The organism is Leptothoe sp. ISB3NOV94-8A, assembly GCF_043421595.1.
GTDB lineage: Bacteria > Cyanobacteriota > Cyanobacteriia > Phormidesmidales > Phormidesmidaceae > Leptothoe > Leptothoe turfae.
On sequence record NZ_JAXSQW010000001.1, the window covers coordinates 1,894,490 to 1,912,657 of the forward strand.

The 18,168-nt window shown below is 46.8% G+C and carries 20 protein-coding genes; 12 read left to right on the forward strand and 8 right to left on the reverse strand.

Features of this window, described 5'->3' with window-relative positions; all coding sequences use genetic code 11:
* Nucleotides 1-18 precede the first annotated feature (18 nt).
* Nucleotides 19-978: a Gfo/Idh/MocA family protein gene (locus tag SPB21_RS08295; protein WP_163660365.1), complete on the reverse strand. Its 960-nt coding sequence runs from the start codon at nucleotides 976-978 to the stop codon at nucleotides 19-21.
* Between the two features lie 521 nt (nucleotides 979-1,499).
* On the opposite strand from SPB21_RS08295, the gene SPB21_RS08300 reads away from it, so the two are divergent.
* Nucleotides 1,500-1,799 carry a ferredoxin gene (locus SPB21_RS08300; protein WP_006513757.1) on the forward strand — a complete coding sequence of 100 codons (300 nt, stop codon included), beginning with the start codon at nucleotides 1,500-1,502 and terminating at the stop codon, nucleotides 1,797-1,799.
* 183 nt (nucleotides 1,800-1,982) lie between these two features.
* On the opposite strand, the gene SPB21_RS08305 is transcribed toward SPB21_RS08300, so the two are convergent.
* Nucleotides 1,983-3,704, reverse strand: coding sequence for a SpoIID/LytB domain-containing protein (locus SPB21_RS08305; protein WP_499866283.1), 1,722 nt, complete (start codon nucleotides 3,702-3,704; stop codon nucleotides 1,983-1,985).
* 411 nt (nucleotides 3,705-4,115) lie between these two features.
* Here SPB21_RS08305 and SPB21_RS08310 point away from each other — a divergent pair, with 411 nt between their 5' ends.
* Both SPB21_RS08310 and SPB21_RS08315 read left to right on the forward strand, forming a co-directional pair.
* Nucleotides 4,116-4,598, forward strand: coding sequence for a Dps family protein (locus SPB21_RS08310; protein ID WP_163660363.1), 483 nt, complete (start codon nucleotides 4,116-4,118; stop codon nucleotides 4,596-4,598).
* 310 nt (nucleotides 4,599-4,908) lie between these two features.
* On the forward strand, nucleotides 4,909-6,066 hold the full coding sequence (locus SPB21_RS08315) for an aminotransferase class V-fold PLP-dependent enzyme (protein WP_499866284.1): 1,158 nt from the start codon (nucleotides 4,909-4,911) through the stop codon (nucleotides 6,064-6,066).
* 8 nt (nucleotides 6,067-6,074) lie between these two features.
* Here the strand turns inward: SPB21_RS08315 and SPB21_RS08320 are convergent, their stop codons facing one another.
* Nucleotides 6,075-6,284, reverse strand: a complete 210-nt coding sequence (locus SPB21_RS08320) for a hypothetical protein (RefSeq protein ID WP_163660359.1) — start codon at nucleotides 6,282-6,284, stop codon at nucleotides 6,075-6,077.
* Nucleotides 6,285-6,538: 254 nt separating this feature from the next.
* On the opposite strand from SPB21_RS08320, the gene SPB21_RS08325 reads away from it, so the two are divergent.
* Nucleotides 6,539-7,222 carry a helix-turn-helix domain-containing protein gene (locus tag SPB21_RS08325; protein ID WP_163660357.1) on the forward strand — a complete coding sequence of 228 codons (684 nt, stop codon included), beginning with the start codon at nucleotides 6,539-6,541 and terminating at the stop codon, nucleotides 7,220-7,222.
* On the opposite strand, the gene SPB21_RS08330 is transcribed toward SPB21_RS08325, so the two are convergent.
* Nucleotides 7,212-7,565 (reverse strand): CU044_2847 family protein, encoded by a 354-nt coding sequence (locus SPB21_RS08330; protein WP_163660355.1) that lies wholly within the window; start codon nucleotides 7,563-7,565, stop codon nucleotides 7,212-7,214. The two genes, SPB21_RS08325 and SPB21_RS08330, sit on opposite strands and share 11 nt — an antisense overlap.
* A gap of 437 nt (nucleotides 7,566-8,002) precedes the next feature.
* On the opposite strand from SPB21_RS08330, the gene SPB21_RS08335 reads away from it, so the two are divergent.
* The 6 genes from SPB21_RS08335 to SPB21_RS08360 all read left to right on the forward strand — a co-directional run bounded on the left by SPB21_RS08335 (nucleotide 8,003) and on the right by SPB21_RS08360 (nucleotide 13,588).
* Nucleotides 8,003-8,464 (forward strand): Fur family transcriptional regulator, encoded by a 462-nt coding sequence (locus tag SPB21_RS08335; RefSeq protein ID WP_163660353.1) that lies wholly within the window; start codon nucleotides 8,003-8,005, stop codon nucleotides 8,462-8,464.
* 355 nt (nucleotides 8,465-8,819) lie between these two features.
* Nucleotides 8,820-9,560, forward strand: coding sequence for an alpha/beta fold hydrolase (locus SPB21_RS08340; protein WP_163660351.1), 741 nt, complete (start codon nucleotides 8,820-8,822; stop codon nucleotides 9,558-9,560).
* Nucleotides 9,561-9,698: 138 nt separating this feature from the next.
* Nucleotides 9,699-10,274, forward strand: coding sequence for a Crp/Fnr family transcriptional regulator (locus SPB21_RS08345; RefSeq protein ID WP_006513766.1), 576 nt, complete (start codon nucleotides 9,699-9,701; stop codon nucleotides 10,272-10,274).
* Nucleotides 10,275-10,503: 229 nt separating this feature from the next.
* A complete protein-coding gene (locus tag SPB21_RS08350; RefSeq protein WP_163661684.1) occupies nucleotides 10,504-11,268 on the forward strand; it encodes a histidine phosphatase family protein in 765 nt (254 codons plus the stop codon).
* A 590-nt stretch (nucleotides 11,269-11,858) separates the two neighbouring features.
* Nucleotides 11,859-12,917, forward strand: coding sequence for a Fe(3+) ABC transporter substrate-binding protein (locus SPB21_RS08355; protein WP_499866285.1), 1,059 nt, complete (start codon nucleotides 11,859-11,861; stop codon nucleotides 12,915-12,917).
* Between the two features lie 224 nt (nucleotides 12,918-13,141).
* Nucleotides 13,142-13,588 (forward strand): SRPBCC family protein, encoded by a 447-nt coding sequence (locus tag SPB21_RS08360; protein ID WP_499866286.1) that lies wholly within the window; start codon nucleotides 13,142-13,144, stop codon nucleotides 13,586-13,588.
* 67 nt (nucleotides 13,589-13,655) lie between these two features.
* On the opposite strand, the gene SPB21_RS08365 is transcribed toward SPB21_RS08360, so the two are convergent.
* The 3 genes from SPB21_RS08365 to dpsA form a co-directional block, all read right to left on the reverse strand.
* Nucleotides 13,656-14,429: a hypothetical protein gene (locus tag SPB21_RS08365; RefSeq protein ID WP_499866287.1), complete on the reverse strand. Its 774-nt coding sequence runs from the start codon at nucleotides 14,427-14,429 to the stop codon at nucleotides 13,656-13,658.
* Nucleotides 14,419-15,003: a (2Fe-2S) ferredoxin domain-containing protein gene (locus SPB21_RS08370; RefSeq protein WP_499866288.1), complete on the reverse strand. Its 585-nt coding sequence runs from the start codon at nucleotides 15,001-15,003 to the stop codon at nucleotides 14,419-14,421. Before SPB21_RS08370 ends, SPB21_RS08365 begins: the two co-directional genes overlap by 11 nt.
* A 365-nt stretch (nucleotides 15,004-15,368) precedes the next feature.
* Nucleotides 15,369-15,908, reverse strand: a complete 540-nt coding sequence (gene dpsA / locus SPB21_RS08375) for a DNA starvation/stress protection protein DpsA (protein ID WP_163702330.1) — start codon at nucleotides 15,906-15,908, stop codon at nucleotides 15,369-15,371.
* A gap of 532 nt (nucleotides 15,909-16,440) precedes the next feature.
* Between dpsA and SPB21_RS08380 the strand changes: the two genes are divergently transcribed.
* Nucleotides 16,441-16,653, forward strand: coding sequence for an Asr1405/Asl0597 family protein (locus SPB21_RS08380; RefSeq protein ID WP_163660339.1), 213 nt, complete (start codon nucleotides 16,441-16,443; stop codon nucleotides 16,651-16,653).
* A 5-nt stretch (nucleotides 16,654-16,658) separates the two neighbouring features.
* Here SPB21_RS08380 and SPB21_RS08385 read toward each other — a convergent pair whose 3' ends face one another.
* Nucleotides 16,659-16,874, reverse strand: a complete 216-nt coding sequence (locus SPB21_RS08385) for a hypothetical protein (protein WP_499866289.1) — start codon at nucleotides 16,872-16,874, stop codon at nucleotides 16,659-16,661.
* 211 nt (nucleotides 16,875-17,085) lie between these two features.
* Between SPB21_RS08385 and SPB21_RS08390 the strand changes: the two genes are divergently transcribed.
* Entirely contained in the window at nucleotides 17,086-18,114 is a 1,029-nt protein-coding gene (locus SPB21_RS08390) for a chlorophyll a/b binding light-harvesting protein (protein WP_163702333.1), read from the forward strand.
* Nucleotides 18,115-18,168: the final 54 nt, after the last annotated feature.

Genomic DNA, 18,168 nt, shown 5'->3' on the forward strand with positions numbered 1-18,168 from the left:
TTGCTTAGGTCTTAGACCTTACAGCATGATTCGCTGCCCTGACTCTGCCGCCTGTTGCAATGCTGCGGCAATTCGTAAGGAGTATAAACTCTCCTCAGGTTGCACATAGAGAGGTTTCCCCTCGGTCAAGTGCTCCATTATCCAATGGGTATCTTTTTGAAATAACCCTTGACGCGGGGCAGCCACAATTGGCTGTTCCCCAGTCTTTGTCACTAAACAGCCATGGTTGCCATTAAATATTAGACAGCCCAAGTCTCCTCTCACTTCTATGTAGCGGCTACGACGCCATAGACCTTCTCCCTTGCCATAGGTGAGTTCTGCTAAAGTGCCATTGTGAAAGCGGAGTTGAGCGCTATATAAACACCTGCGAAAGTAACCTGAGTTTGGTTGCACGCTCCCCTGACAGGTGACGTGTGCCACCGAGCCTAATAAATCCGTTAAGCGTTGAATGCGAGACAGAGCCGCCATCAGCGGAAAACCCAGCAATTCCGAGCAATAGCTCCATTTATCAGGCGCGGGATCCTTAGGAGCCAAGGTGCGATAGTTCACATAGTGGGGGGTACCCACCGCAGCGATATGCTGCTTCATGGCTAAATGCAACCCGCCAATCAATTCAATATGTTCGACATGCAGCAGTCGCTTACGCTCGCGGGCGAGGGACACCAGCTGTGTGGCATGTTCTACATTTAACGCCAGCGGATATTCAACGACAACATGTTTGTTGTGCTCTAAAGCCTGATTTACCAGGTTTCCATGCTCTGTATTGACGGTGCAAATAAATACCAGGTCTAACTGTTGACTATGCCATAGCTCCTCAATACGGCTAGCTGTTACCTGTTGTTCTGTCCCAAAACGCTGAGCTCGCTCAAAATTGCGGCTAGCAACAGCCACTAAATGAACCTGTGGAATGTCCCTAAGGGCCTCAACACGCTTACGCGCGGCAAAGCCAGTGCCAATGATGGCAGCGTAAATAACCATTGATACGTGAAGGTTAGGCAACGACGTTCTACAAAAAGAGAAGTCGTTATTTGAGTAGGTTGAACTAATTTTGTGAAAGGTTAATTAGACTACAAAGACCGTCATATTATGGACACCCTTTGTAGTAAAAGAAACCCAGACTAAATGGAGATTAACTATCAACAATATACAGATAAAATGGACTATAAGTTTTTTTAATGAAAAGATTAATTAATGATAACTTGATCAAGGTGTGTGCAGCGCTTTGCCAGTGCTGATAAAGCGCTGCATTTATTGTCTGAAGAGCTTTTTGGCAATATTGACGAGTATTCTCATTAGAAGAAGTATAAGTAAAACCATGGCAAAAGCCACGATTCGATTACGAATACCATTCAGCCATCTTTGAGAAAAGTACCACAGCATTCTGGTTTTCTCGTAGTATCAGAAATGATGTTGATCTGATAGATTCCTTACTAAACACTTTATGGGAACTATTGAGAGTTGACAGGATTACAATCACTGCAATAGTAGAGGATACTAGCATGGCAACCTTTAAGGTTACTCTGGTCAATGAGGCTGAAGGTCTAAACACCACTATCGACGTAGCTGATGACGAGTATATTCTCGACGCAGCTGAAGAGCAGGGTATTGATCTTCCTTACTCCTGCCGCGCAGGTGCTTGCTCCACTTGTGCTGGTAAGATTACTGCTGGAAGCATCGACCAGTCTGACCAGTCTTTCTTGGATGATGATCAGATCGAAGCTGGCTACGTGCTAACTTGCGTTTGCTATCCCACTTCCGACTGCACTATCGAGACTCACCAGGAAGAGGCTCTTTACTAAGCCCCATCTTGTTTGTTGTCTATTGACGGATGGTCTGAACGTTGTTCTAGCCGTTGGTAAAGACTAAAAATGCAGGCTCCCTGTTAACCAGGGGGCCTGCATTTTTATTGCCGCCATGACAAGTCGTGTAGAACACTAATATTTTTAGATTCATCTCCCTGAGGATCAGCAACGCCCAAATTGCTAAGGCAGTGAAAATGCCGGGTCTTGTGTTGCTGGGGCGGTGTCTACCGCAGTATTTGTTGCTGGCGTTGGGATCGTTGTTGCTGGTTCATTCCAAAACACAATGTCGTTGCTAATGGGCAGTAGTTGAGTATTGGGGTAATAAAACTGCAAAATGCGTTGGTAAGGCCAGCCGTTTTCGCCTAGGCGATAAGATCCCGTCTGACTCATGCCTACTCCGTGGCCAAAGCCACCCCCCACAAAGGTATAGCCCTTAAGTACGGGAGGCGTTGGCTGCGTGGTTGGTGTGCTATTGGCAGTCTCCCCAGAGGTTGTTGTTGCTCCAGCATTATTCGTTTGCTCTTCATCCGTAGTCTCCTCATACAGAGGTTCCAGGTAAAAGAGCTGACTACGGGGTGGGATCAACGCGCTGACAACTTCGTTTTTATGGAGTTCAAAGTCACCGATGTCGGTGTTGACTAGAACGGTTTGGACGCGGCCTGTACTAGCACGTTCCGTCACGGTGAGGCCAGTAACAGCTTTAAGGCTGGCCATGGGATTCTGGCGGTTGGTCAGGTATTGTTTAACACCCGTGGTGATTTCTTCCAAGGTGCCGGAGCGCTGCCAACGGAAAGTGGGCCAGTCGTCTTCGTTAAAGCGGCTTTGTAGGTTGATAAAAGATCGAAAGTTGTTTTCGTCTGATAGGGGACGAGCGGCGAGATCCCAGCTGGTGGCCAGGGAGTCAATCACCGGTTGCAGATAGGGACGATCTGCCCCATTCCAGACATCGCTAAAACGGGCGGTTATGCCGCCTGTAGTTGAGGAGTAGAGCGCGTCAATCAGTTCGCCGTTGTGGGTTAGCACCTGACCCTGGGTCACTGCGATCGCACGATCTGCCCGGGCCACCGTACCGCTCAACCCGCGATACACCTGGCATTGGGTGTCAGCACAAAGTTCATAATTATCGATGGCAAACCGTCGCAGATTTCGCAAAGCATAGGTTCTGGCTAACACCGCCTGGGCTTCCACCGCAGACTGGGGTGCGCTGGGACCGATCTCATGGGGCACCACACCCCGCAGATAGAGTTCTATGGGCACCTGGTTAACTAAGGTGTAGTCGCCATAGGCATTGGGCTGAATCTTGAAGTCCCCCCCAAATAGTTTTTTAGCCCCACCATTTTCAGCCATCTGGACACGGCGATTGGCACTGGTGATTCTAAAGCTGTGACGATGGTAGCGATAGCCGTTGGCAATGAATGCCGCCCGAGGCGATTCGGTGAGTACACGGCTATCTATAAAGGTATTGGTATGGCCTGCCCCATGCAGACTCTCTAAGAGCAAGCGACGCAGCAGGGGCGTATTGTAGTCTTCTCGCTTCGCCCACACCTGCCAAGAACTCGGTTGTGCAACTTCTGCAGCAATGCCCTTTGCTATCCACTGATTTGCACTTTCTTCGGCACTTTCAAAGCTACGGTGGCTACTGAGCACCACCCATTCTTGTAAAACAGGTTGGGGTAAAGGGTTAGTCCCTACCGCCAACGTCAGCTCCTGGGTGGTAATTGTCTGGGGTTGGCCACCGGTTTCAAAGGTCACCGTTAGGGTATCGCCATTTAGGGGGGTGAGGACAAGCTGATCGTCCCGCTCTTCTCCAAACCGCTGCACCAGACCGATTTGAATTTCGGGATTGAGCGGTGCTTGGGCTAGACCACGGCTGGGAATTACAGCCAGAAAACCGACAGCCATAACTATGGCGTGTTTGCCTAAGGACCGCTTCACTATCTGCCAATGTGCCAATGCCATTTGCCCAAATGTAATAATCCCTCAAACCATAGCCCAAACCTCGATCAACTGTGTTGGTAATTTGTCTGAGTTTTATATCTAACTGATGTTGCCATGCAGTGGTGTTTTTACATTGACTGTAGTCAATAAAAAAATATTGCAAGTCGAAGTCGTTATGAGTATGATTAAGAAGACCACAAAATACAGTCAGGCAAGGTTTCAATATCTATAATTGCTGCGCTGCACTATATTGTTTGGCCAAGCAGGTTATTGAACGTTGTGCATGTCTAAGGCTAGAGTGCTCTTGCAAAAGCAGCTGCCCATTTCAACTTGGACATCGTTTAAGACCCACCACTCACTATCAGGAGACTAGTCATGTCCACGTCAACTCTCCCTATTAACATTGGTATCAGTGACGATCAGCGTCAGGCGATCGCAGATGGTCTATCTCGCACCCTGGCTGATACGTACACGCTCTATCTCAAGACCCATAATTTTCATTGGAATGTGACTGGCCCTATGTTCCAGACACTTCATCTCATGTTTGAAGGGCAGTATAACGAACTGGCGCTGGCGGTGGATGCGATCGCAGAGCGTATTCGTGCCCTCGGTTTTCCTGCCCCTGGCACCTACAGTGAATATGCCAAACTCAGTTCTATTAGTGAGACTGAGGGGGTTCCCAAGGCAGAAGAGATGATCGCTCTGTTGGTTGAAGGCCAGGAGGCGGTTGCTCGCACGGCCCGTGAAGTGTTTGCGATCGCAGATGAGGCCAACGATGAGCCGACGGCTGATTTGTTGACCCAGCGGCTACAGATTCACGAGAAAAATGCGTGGATGCTACGCAGTTTGTTGCAGTAATCAATACCTGTTACTCGGGGGACTAGTCTCCGAGTAACAGGTATAACCAAGTACTTGTGTCCCCCTAACGTTGGCGAAGCCTATCCCTGTGACTAGGGGGATGACAGGGGGTAGAACACTATTAGCTGAGTCTCCTCTGCCCACAGAATCTTTCTTAGGGGAGCGTGTTATTAGGCTGTTTTATTATGGGAGCAAACGCCACCTGACTAATATCCTCCACCAGCTGAACACTCATAATTCCGTGGGCCAGTGGCGATCACAACGGTGAATATGATGACAAGATCAGGTGGTTTTCTATTGAATTTAGGATATGGCAAACTTCACGATTAACGCTCTCATCGATCGATCTAATTATCCAAGCCTTAACGATTCTGTCTATCTCAACCAGGCTTCATTAGGACTCATTGGTCAGCCCGCTGTACAGTCAATGCACGACTTTCTTGATAAGATTGCCCGCCATGGCAATCTCAGAATGACCGATGAGGAAGAGGTGGGATTCTTTGAGTCGTTACGTCAGCGCGGTGCAAGACTCTTGAATTGTAGTCCTGATCGGCTGGCAATTATAGCCAGCGCTAGTGAATTGCTCGGTCAACTTCCCTTTTTGATTCGCCCAACATCCGGTAGTTGTATTGTTGCCGTATCAACAGATTTTCCAGCCATCACTCGCCCTTGGATTCGATATGCGGAAGAGCATGATTGCGCTCTTCGTTTTGTTGATGACATTGCAACCGAGAATCTTACAGATGGCCTGATCGATAACATCGATAGTCGTACCGCCGTTGTAGCCATCAGCTCTGTTCAGTTTTCCACTGGAACCATGGTTGATATTCCCCGGTTACGCGAAGCCTGTGGGCGTGTGAATGCAAGGCTCGTGGTCGATGTCACCCAAGCAGCAGGAATTCTGAAGATAGATTCACAGCATTGGCAGGCTGATGCTGTTGTTACCAGTGGCTATAAGTGGTTGGGGGGGCATGGTGGTGTTGCGATCGCAACCGTTGCTCCCGGTTTGCTTGAGCAAGATACACCGCTTCCAGGCTGGATGGGAACAACCAATCCGTTTGATTTTGACGCCACAACGTTAACGTTTGCCACCGGCGCACGACGCTTTACACAGTCGACGATGTCCTACATTTCGATGGTGGGCCTCACAACGGCGCTTGAAAATTTAATGACGTTGAGCGCAGGTCAACGTGAGGCCCACTCACGTCGTCTTGCCCACAGGTTAATCCAGGGAACCCAGACATACGGATGGACACCATTTCGAGCATTGGAGACTCCGTCGGCTTCTCCCCATATCGTCACGCTTGCTCACTCAGAATTTGATGTGGAGAGAGCAAGAGACGCCTTACGTCGTAACCGAATCGTTTGTGGCAGGCGCAATGGTCGCATTAGGATTTCGCTTGCGCCGTATAACAATAGTGTTGATATTGATGCGTTGGTCGATGTGTTGGCTACCCTCGAAAGCTGAAGACTCTATCAGTCTTCACCGCCTTCACCCCCTTCGTCGTCGCCATCGTCGTCGTCGTCGTCGTCTCCTTCACCGCCTTCACCGCCCTCAGGGGCCACGTCTTCAATGTCAGCAGGCTCTGTAGCTTCACCGCCTTCACCCCCACCACAAGCCGTACCAAGGGTGGCAATCATACCGACGGTTAGAAAAAGTTCTAGGGGCTTCAATCGCTTCTTCATAACTCACCTGTACTAAAAATATATTTCAAGAAATAAAACTAATTATGAGCCTATATTTATCAATATTACATGTCAATTATATAATTATTATTTCTTCACTATTAGTGGCGCTAGGAAACCGTTTGCATCATTGGGAATAGTTTTCAGCCATAGGAGCGCTCAGCTCGATGGAGTCGACGATTCTATGGCTGGCCCTAGGCACAGCAGGTTCTGGTTAAGCGGTACAATCCCATAACGCTTCATACCGCACGTCAATGTCCAACGCATCTAACCACGGTGATCCCTCAGCCAGCGAGCAGGCTCTGCAAACTATGATGCAGCAAGCCAATATCCCTAGCCAGCGGGCACTGGCCGAAAAAGCAAAGGTCTCTCGCTGGCAGGTACAACAGCTGAGGCAGGGAAATATTGACACCATGCGGGTGACTGCTTTGAAAAAGCTAGCAGCAGCTCTTGAATGCTCTCTTGCTGAGCTGTTTCAGGCATTTGACCCCGAACAGTCTACGGCAGAAATCATAGCTGCTTCCATTGGGGAGAGCACCAGTGACGAAGTTGCCCGATTGCGCCAGGAATATGCTCGTTTAGAGCAACGGTTAGAACAACAAAGCCAGTATCTACAGGAGCAATTCCAAGCGGATTCGCTGCAGGTGCTGGAATCTTGGCTGACTTATTGGCCCACAGCGGCAAAAGCCGCCACCGAGCATGACGGCTTTGATGCTAAAAAACTATTGCCTTTGGTCAAACCCGTGGAACGATTGCTGGAAAGCTGGGGGGTGACTGTTATCGGCACAGTGGGCCAACAGCTTTCCTATGATCCACAACAGCATCAATTGGTCAGGGGCATGGCCAACCCCGAAGACCTGGTACGTGTTAGCCATGTAGGATATCGCCATGGCGGTAATTTACTGCAACGGGTTAAAGTGGTGCCGCTTAATCCTTAAATGAGCATTCAACGGTAATTTGTAGATTGGCCTCGGCACTGCCCTCTGTGATATAGGGAATGCCCGATGATCCTGCTATTTTCAGACCAAACTCAAGGTTGACCTTATCGACATTACCACTGCCTAATTCTTTAAAGGCGTTTAAGACATAACGGGTGTACTGGGTAATGGTGTTTTTGACGGTTGGTAACTGGCGCTGAATGCCTGAGGAAAATGCTCCTTTAGACACCCGTCCTGGTTCCGATTCATCAGTAGGGGGGGCGCTGGGGATATCGTTACGATCGGCCGCTTCAATGTAAATGGTCGTTCCGTCTTCGAGAATAATAGGCGCTAGTTGAGACATGAATAGACGTCCTGTGACGTGTAGATGCTGTTCTTTCTATGCCCATTTTCTAAGAGTTACTACCGTTGATATATGCAACCCCTCGGCATGCTTTGGATTTGCCCCCTCCCTCACTATTGAAAATCTATATTATTTATGTGACGTGGGATACGAGAAGCCGTCAGCGATCTTTAATAGAAACTATCGTTAACTGTCTGGGCATTGAATTATGGTTATCGCAATGCTGATTTTTTGTAGAAGGCGTTAGATTAGTCGATAAACTAGGTATTTAATAGGCATTTTCGGCAATTGCGCTAGCTATTTAACATAAAAAACTTGACCAATCTAGGTCCTCTAAATAAGAATGAGTATCAATCTTGTTAATGCGAACTAGTCCATGGCGGAGTGCATAGCCCAAATAGCGTGGCTCAGGCGAAGCCTTTCCAAAGGAGAATCCCATGTCTTTCTATTCTGATGATGTATGGAAAGCCGAGCTTAATGCCCGAGGCTACCGCTCTACGCCTCAGCGTCAGAAGATTCTCAGTATTTTTCAGACCCTAAGTCAAGGCAATCATCTGAGTGCTGAGGATCTTCACGATGTTCTTAGAGAAGATGGCGAACGCATTAGTCTGTCAACGGTATATAGGACGTTGCATCTATTGGTGTATATGGGTTTATTGAGGGAATTAGAATTGGCTGAAGGACATAAGCATTACGAACTCAACCGCCCTCTGCGGGATCACCATCACCATTTGGTGTGTGTTCAATGTGGTCAAACCCTGGAATTTCAGGAAAATAATATTGATCGGATTGGTCAAGGACAGGCAGATAGCTCTGGCTACCATGTTTTAGATTGTCAGCTAATGCTCTACGGTGTCTGCCCTAGCTGTAAATCACGGGGCAAGGTCTCCTGTGGGTAGCCTAACTAATTGGAAGAATTCTTAATAATTCTGTCATCACACTTAATTCAGTAAGCTGAAGCCTTTTTCTCCAAGCGCTTCAGCTTTTTTATTATTCAGCTATCGAGATCTATTCCTATTTATCCAAAAGTGATTTATACTAACTTCGAAGCTTATTGAAATCTATAATCAATAAGCTGGTGGGCTTGGGAGGTTTCAATGTGGCCATGATTGGTTTGTTTCTAGTGGGGGCAAACGTTTGCCACTAGTTGCTTATTTCAGAAATAACGTTGAGAAGTGACGTTGTCGTCATCCAGGTTGTTTTACCAAATATCAAAACCCGTTAATCAGATTGTTGCGTTAATCATTATTGTCTATGTCTTACTTTCCCTCTGCGTTGTGGTTGACGGTTAGTCCTAATCTCAAGAGATTTGACCAGAGATTATTGTGTCGTCTGTCAAAGCGAGTTTCCATCGCTCGCTGGGAATATATTCAAACGGCTGATGAGCCCTGTTGTTTAGAGGTGGCCATCAGTTTGTTGCATGACTATTTGCATAAGAATTTTGTACATACCAAGCAGCCGATAGATTTAATAGGACATGGTTTGAGTGGCGTTGTGGGCTGGCTTTATGCCCAGCGATATCCAGAACATGTTAGATCATTGACGCTGTTGTCTGTGGCAGCTAGTCCAGGGGTTAATTGGCACGCACACTACTATGCTTTGCGACAGTTGTTACCCTGTAGTCGTGAGATTGTGTTGGCCCAGATGGCGCGAATGTTGTTTGGTCAACGCAGTTGTGATATCACCCGCGTATTGGTCGAAATGCTGCAACAAGATTTAGATTCAGGGCTCGCTATCCATTCTTTGGTGAAGTGTCAAGATATTGAGTCAACCCAGATTCAGCCTCCATTGTTGGTATGTCAAGGGGGTAATGATGCCGTTGTGAATGGTTCGGAACGTTGGCAGTCGTTGCTGAAGCCCAGCGATCGCATATGGACCTGTCCTGAAGGCCATCATTTCTTTCACTTTGATCAGCCGCGTTTAGTCGAATCCACCATCCTGCACCATTGGCAACAGGTAGAACAGTTAAGCCGTGCTGCTGTATTAAATCACTAGTGTTGCTGGTTCTTGGGAGGGTCTAATCTGAAAAATACTGATGTAGGACAATCTTGCTAGATCGATTCATCCTTTAAATCAGCAACGGAGATTACTAACTTTCTAGCTATATCCCATGTTGTAAACACTCTATTCACTATGTCTTCAACGCTGTTACAACCCAATTATCGTTTTAAGCGTCGCGATCGCATCTCTGTTGACACGTGTACACTTTGGCAAGTGCGCTCTGGGTTAGTGCGTACGGTCACATGGAGTGAAGAGGGTGAAATTGTTGTTCTGGGTTTATGGAGCCCAGGCAGTGTTATTGGCGTTCCCATCAGTCAAGTGGAACCCTGTGAATTACAGTGTTTGAGTGCCGTTGAACTGATTCGACTACCCCTAGATTATCCCCTCACAATTGATATGCTGCTCAAGCATACGGCCCAGGTTAATCGCTTATTACAAATTATGCACTGCCGCCAGGTACAAGATCGATTGCTGCAGTTTACCTGTTGGTTAGCAGAGAATTTTGGTCAACCCACGAGCCATGGCCGGTTGATCACTATCAGATTAACCCATCAAGAAATTGCTGAAACCATTGGTACTTCAAGAGTTACCATCACCCGATTTATTAAACAACTGGAGGCCACTGGGCTTATGCGCTGGTCTGGTAGAGAACGATTTGTCAGCAATAAAGCCCTTAAGGCTCACCACAGAGAATTGATGATTGCCTAAACATCATCATAAAGAGGTCCCATAAGGTCCGTAACGCGTTAGTGCCTGTGTTGATTGTCGGTCAGCACAGGTTTTTTCTCCTGTAATGCTGGAGTAATTTTTTAGGTGTGTTGACAACAGAATCGGCAGCTAATCGATATTTTAATGGATGTCAACATTTTTATTTGACATCCACTCTCAATAGTGTAATTAATCTGTAATGACTGTTTTAAACAGATGGAGAGTGATGATGAGACAACCAAAAGCTGTTGAGTTATTTTTAACCCTTGGTCTTACAGTGGCTCTTGTGGGATGTGGTGGTGGAACGACGACTGGTGACGCTGCTGATACAGCGACCGATGCACCCGTCGCTGAGATTGCTGAAGGCGGGGAAGGCGGAGAAGGTGGAGAAGGTGGAGAAGGCGGTGCTGACTACAGTGCTGGAGAGCAGGCCAATGCTGATTTTCAGGACCAACTAACTGGCGCGGATTTATTGGCTGCACTGCAAGAAGGCGGTCATGTGATCTATTTCCGACATGCTCAAACAGAGCGTGACTATGCGGATCAGGCTGATCCCAACATGGACCTCAACGACTGTGAAACCCAGCGTAAACTCAACGATGTGGGTATACAGCAGTCAAAGGATATTGGCGCGGCCTTTGAAGAAAAAGCAATTCCAGTGGGTGATGTCATCTCCAGTGACTACTGCCGGGCATGGCAGACAGCGGATTTAGCCTTTGGTCGCCATGAGAAGAATTCCAAGCTAAACTTCCTGCCTTTTGAGGAATACACCGATGCTCAGGTGGAAGAAATGCAGGATAACGTGATGCCACTGCTGACAGCGGTACCTGAGGCTGGGCAAAACACGGTCATTGTTGGTCATGACGATATTTTTGAAGCTGCAACGGGTATCTATCCGGCCCCCCAAGGGTTAGCCTATGTGCTCACCCCCGATGGTGCTGGAAGTTTTGAACTGGTTGCCAATATGCTGCCTGAAGAATGGGCCGATCTATAATCTCCCTTTTAACCCATTAACTTTCCTTAACGCACACATGTGGTCCGATGGAGTCGTTTTCTCCATCGGATTTTCTGCCTAGAACATTGATATTGGTTATCAACTATATATTCTATAGAAAATAGATTAGTTAAACTTATTATGATTACTACCTGGCTTAACGTGTGTCTAAAGCTGGTGAAATTACCATAAACAAAGGATTTATCGCTTCTGTAAGCGATAAATCCGCTTAAATGCGTGTTCAGTTTATTAGCTATTGATGTCAATAAGCTTCTGTGGGATAATCCTTTGGCATCTGTGAAATTACTGAAAGTGGGAGTCAATAACTACGTTCATGCTCAGTAATGGAGCGCTTAGATATATCGCCAGCCCGATATTTAAGCACGACAAGGATGGCTACTGATACAAGCGGGATTTGTATCGTTGCTCACCTTAGTCTCAGTGAGCAGAAATTGATGATTTTTGCAACCAGTTTGTTTTTGGGTTTTCATCTGTTAAAAGTAATCACCATGCAGAATGATAATTAATCCTAATAAACGATGCGTATTGATGGCGTTGTTCGCCTGTAGTCACCAGAAGGATCGGAATCTATGAAATTTTCACGGCGTTCTCTTTTGATTAGCGGTGCTGGTTCAACAGCAGCGTTTGCAGCAACTCAGGTGTTTGCCCCTAAGCGGGGGGTTGCGCAAACGGGTGAAGTAAACCTGTATTCTTCTCGCCATTACAACACCGATGACACGCTCTACAAGGAGTTTACTGAGCGCACAGGGATTCGGGTTAATTTGTTAGAAGGTAAGGCTGATGAGCTGTTAGAGCGTCTTAAGGCAGAAGGTGATCGCAGCCCAGCTGATGTGTTTATGACCGTGGATGCAGGCCGGCTCTGGCGAGCTGATCAAGAGGGTGTCTTTGCACCCGTATCTTCCACCATTCTAGAAGAGCGTATTCCTGAGAGTCTACGTCACCCTGATGGCCATTGGTTTGGTGTCAGCAAGCGGGCACGGGTGCTGATGTACAACAAAGATTTAGTGGATCCTTCTGAGCTATCTACCTATGAAGCACTGGCAGATTCTCGCTGGCGTGGCAAGATTTTGACCCGCTCTTCCAGCAACATCTACAGTCAGTCTTTGACGGCGTCTATGGTTTCTGTCCATGGTGCAGCAGATGCTGAAGATTGGGCGACCGGACTGGTGGCTAATTTTGCACGTCAACCTGAGGGTAATGATCGGGCCCAAATTGAAGCGGCAGCCGCTGGCATCGGGGCAATTGCGATCGCAAACACGTACTATCTGCCCCGCTACGCCAAGGACAGCGATCCCGCTAAGCAAGAGATTTTCAAGAAGATCGGTGTGTTCTTCCCCAACCAGGGTGAAAATGAGCGGGGGACCCATGTCAACATTAGCGGTGCTGGTGTGGTTAAGTCTGCGCCCAACCGTGAGAATGCTGTTAAATTCTTGGAATATCTTGCCAGCGATAATGCCCAGGCATTCTTTGCCCAGGGCAACAATGAGTACCCCGTTGTTGAAGGAATTCCTGTGGATCCTGTTGTGGGCGAATTTGGCACCTTTAATGCCGATACCCTCAATGTGAATCAGCTCGGCGAGAATCAGTCTGAAGCTGTGCGCATTATGGACCGTGTAGGTTGGGTATAAAGGTTATAGGCTTTCATCAGATTGGTCCGGACCACTGGGTTCGGGCCAAAGTTCCTCTTCTCGCCAAGCTCCTCGATATATCACAGGGCATATCGAGGAGCTTAGTGGGTCATGTCAGCAATTAAGAACACTGCATGGCAAACAGAATCTAAGGGTTTAAATGCCGATGTGAGATGCTTGATTACACTTGAGATGCTGCTTGAAGTGCCATCATCTCTATTGAAATGACCTCAATTACCGTCACTCGTAAAATTCTGGCTCCGGTATCCGTAGTGTTTAATGCGGTTGCTGATCCTAGCCAATTTGCCCAAGCAATCTCTGGGGAAACCAAAGTTGAGTTTTTGTCAGAGAACAAATTAGGCGTGGGCACCCGGTTCCGTCAGTCGCGGGTACTTAATGATAAAGAGACAATGATGGAATTTGAGGTGACTGAATCCGTCCAAAATGAGCAGGTCCGAATTATTAACGAGACCAATGGCACATTGTGGGATTCTATCTTCATCATCATTCCCTCTGGTCAGTTCAGCACATTAATCATTCAAATGGAGGCCATCAGCAAAAAATTGTTTCCTAAACTGCTTCTGCCCATAGTGATGCCGCTATTTATCAAAAAAGCGGTGGAAAAAGATCTAGATGATTTAAAATCATTTTGTGAGCAAAAGCTATCCTAGTCCTAGACAGGATTAGCCTCCATCTATGGACTTGCCACTTGTGGACTGCCACTTGTGGACTACCACTCTATGGACTGCCACCCTGTGGGCTATCCCCTAATGTCTGTAACTCTTGCTGGGTAATGATGCGCGGCGTAATAATATAGATTGCTGTCCTTAATCCTTCCCCAAACACATTCAGGTACTTAATCTCAGCCTTATCGGGTAAACGCATCTCAAAAATTCTGTGGTTACGCACATCAGAATCATCGTTTCCCTCATAGGGGGTTAACTCATAGCCCTGAGCTTCTAATCTGTTTGTGATGTCTTGCACAGCGTCTATATAGTTTTGACCTTCAGCTGTGCGACAGTTTTCTAAGCCATAACAGCCTGCCTGTGAACCTGCCAGGTGGGGAAAATCATTGCCAAATTGAAATGCAATCCCAGCCTCTGGCTCACTATTTTCAGGGTCTAGTTCATCCTCATCAGAAAGCTCAATCGGTTGTTCTACCGCTTCAGGCTCCTCCAAATCTTCTAAAGCGTCTTCAATAATCGACAGATCCTCCATTGCCGACCCATTATCGGGTACCTGGATCAGGGGAGGGGGCTCAACAGGTTCAGGCTCTTGTACGGTGGGCGCTTCAGGTTGAAGTGGAGGATCGGACTGGGGGATTATCGGTAGAGTCGTAATAGCGATCGCACCACTTTCCTCAATCACCTCCTCCGGGTCAGACTCTACGGGCATTGACCACCATTGGGGCATGGGCAACAGCAGCAGCCCCCCGTGGAGAAACACCGATAACAGCACCAATGCTCCCAATCCCCCAGGCAAACGCAATGGCAAAGAGGGTTTAACCAACATTACTCTGCTGCTGAAAATGCTCAGCAATCACCCCAGGGATCTGACCAGGCTTGACTTTCGTATAGCGCTGCTTTTGGGGCATCACCACCATATTCGGTCCCGCTTTGCACTTATCCATACAGCCCGTCAGCTTAACGTCAACTGAGTCGGTTAAACCATAATGTGCGAGGGTGGATTTTACTTCACGGCAGACCTGAGACGCCCCCCGTTTCCGACAACTGGACTTCTGACAAATTAAGATCTTTGGCTTCTTCTGTTTAGCCTCAGGCGGTGGCGTTGAAGCTACCGAGTTGGCGGGAGGAGTCACGACATCCGAAGGCTTAACCCGAATGACTTCTTTTGCCTTTAGTTTAGGCTCACCGGTTTCTTGATCAATGGACCGATCACCGATCACCCGAATCCAGTCACCGACCTGCAGGTAGCGAAACAGCATCAACCGTACAGATTTAGGTAGCTTAACCGCATACTGATCATCAGCTCCATGCAGGCTTAAGTACTTAAACGGAGACTTACTCCCCGCCATAAACCCTTCAAAACGGCCTTCCAGACAGAATATTTGTTTCTCTTTTGCCATGCCAGTCTGCGTAGCTTACTACGGCTAGTCTAACTCAGATCCCCATGCTTATTGAGACTAGTTCCTTTAAAATTAGCCAAATTAAATCTAGGACAAACTCCTATTAGTAAAGGCTATTGAATACTGACATACCCGATCGATCTGCCAGGTAGTGGTGAAAACCCTAGTGAATAAAAGCATATGGTTGCTTAGAAAACATTGATAGCTATTGACATGCTGGCTATGTGTAGAAAAATGTCCCAGCTTCTTGACACTTATTTTCATTTGCTGTTCAATTGGAACTGGGAATATTTTTCAAATGGAAACCATTAAAAAACCTCCCCTTAGGGGAGGCCGGTCTTTGTTTGGGTTGTTTCTAGGGTTGGCTAGTTGTTAATGACAACTAAAGTATCATTGGCCAAGAAATTATTGAGGTGATAAGCGCGTTCTTCTGTCTTTAGCAGGATCGTTTCATACAAATAACGGGTGGCGCGATCCCCCACGCTCTCAGCTTGGGCAGCCTGGCGACGTAGAACTGTAATTATTGCCTGTTCTCCAGCCAAATCGTTTTCGACCATTTGGCGACAGCGATAGATACCATCAGGTTCTGGGGTAAAGCAGCACAGCTCAGCTAGTTTGCTAAAGCTGGCAGCCGGTACTCCACCCAGTCCATCTAAGCGTTCACCGACGTCGTGAACATGGCCTTGTACCTGGTCATAACTTTCTTCAAAATAGTTATGCAGCTGGTAAAATTCGGCCCCTTCTACGACAAAGTGATGTTTTTGGTACTGAATATACATTGCCTGAAAACTGGCTAAAAGGATATTCAGACCTTCACATACAGGTGCTGTGATGGATTGTTCTAGCGCGATCGCGTTCTCTGTAACTTCACCAAAGGGGGTAACTAGTGCGGATAAGCTAACCATGTATGACTCCTTGAAAGGATTTAAGCGTGATGTCAAAGCTCGACTGAGCTGATTATTGCAGCATAGTTGAATTGTTCGTATTCCCTATGTTAGCTCACCAAAACCAACTAAAAGCACTGGTATGTATGGGCTTTACTGTTGTCACGTGAGACGTATTCGCAATAGTAGCTCCCTATAACCAAAGGCAGACTAGGGATTTACCCACTTTTGTCACCACCCACGTTTCATTAGCTTTTCTGCTGATGCAATTAGCTTCTAGTTATTTTGTTACGGCTGATTAGAAAGTAATAACGATTAATGACTGAATTTCTATTTTATTTATTTATTAAGTACTTAGAAGAGATTTGCACCTGACCTAGAAGAGTTTGTCGGCGTCTGACTTGAAATCTTTTAGAAATGAGGCTTATAAGCGTTTTATATATTGCTGTTGCCAATGGTTGCCAGGACCACTTTTTAAAATTCAATGACATGTGTTCAATCGTTGGTCATGTCCTGGTAACTCCAGTCCCTATCAAATCTATTGAGTAGTTCTATGGTTGAAATTGATTGTTGTGAGCGGTGGGAAGCCTATTTTCGATTAAAGGAGTTGGGCATTACCTGTGATTGTAAGAGTTACCAACCCCTCAGAGTTCATGTTGTGTCAGCGAACGAAGCAATCCAGGTGTGGTGTGTGACCAATCGTTTGGCTCAGTCACGACAAAGTCTTGCAACTTGGTTAGAAAGCTGTCTAACTCTGGTGCAATAGTCCAATTAACTATCGGTGTTGCTGATCCCCAGGAGGATTTGATCTAAAAAAGATTGACTTAGGGCAAATTTACTAGCTCGATAATCCCCTAAATCAGCAACAGCTAAATATCCTCTCAATCTGGATGGCATTTGCCATCCTTTTTTATTGGGAATTTTTCTTTTTATAAAACAGGAAAATCGATCTAAAAGCTTGACTTTTATAAGCTCTAATCCTTGCATGTCATCTAATCAAATGTTTCTTAGATCACTATTATTAAGAATAGATCTCATTAGTTGCCAAAAGAAGCTTTATGGGACAAGCTAGTCTCAGCCATTGAAAATAATTTAGTTAGCAGATTGTTTTCAATCAGGATTTGTTGTTGCACCGTGACATCTATCTCCCTAGGCAACAACATAACTATCGTAGTTATTCGGAGACATCATCACTATTATGCAAGCGTATGGTGAATCAAGTCCGACTTACGACTGGTGGGCGGGTAACTCTCGCTTTGCTGATAAGTCTGGACTGTTTATATCAGCTCATGTGGCTCAAGCAGCCCTCATTACATTTTGGGCCGGTGCCTTTACCCTGTTTGAGCTATCGACCTATAATTCCTCTTTGCCCATGGGGGAACAGGGGTTAATTTTGTTGCCCCATCTTGCCAGCCTGGGGCTAGGTGTCAGCGATGGCATTATGGTTGATACCTACCCTGCTTTTGTTGTTGGCGCTGTGCACCTGGTTTCTTCTGCTGTACTGGCTGCCGGTGCCCTGTTCCATTTAGTTAAAGGCGAAGAAGACTTAAGCAAAGCCTCCGGTAGAGCCAAAAAATTCCATTTTAGTTGGGAAGATCCTAAGAAGCTGGGCTTCATCTTAGGGCATCATCTGCTGTTTTTAGGTATGGGTGCCATCCTATTGGTCCTATGGGCGACAAAATGGCATGGTCTTTATGATCCAGCTTTGGGTGAGGTTCGTTTGGTTACCAATCCCACATTAGATATTGCCACCATCTATGGCTACCAAACTCATTTTGCTAGCATTGATAACTTGGAAGACTTGGTGGGAGGCCATGCCTTCGTTGGCACCCTGTTAATTCTGGGTGGAATCTGGCATATTCTTGTACCTCCCCTCGGTTGGGCCAAGAGAGTACTCTCTTTCTCAGGGGAAGCTATCCTTTCCTACTCTTTAGGGGGGATTGCCCTAGCCGCATTCGTTGCTGCCTATTTCTGCGCCGTCAATACTCTGGCCTATCCCGTTGAATTTTATGGCCCCGTATTAGACACAAAGCTTGGGGTGTCTCCGTATTTTGCAGACACTATTCAACTACCCTTGGATGCCCATACGGCTCGGTGTTGGCTGGCTAATACCCACTTTTTCTTAGGGTTCTTCTTTCTACAGGGCCATCTATGGCATGCACTACGGGCAATTGGCTTTGACTTTAAACGAGTCAACAAGGCTCTAGATAGTATTGCCCAGGCCTAACGCTCTTAAATTTCCGACAGTTTAAGGGCTCATTAAGAAATTCTCCTCTCTCAA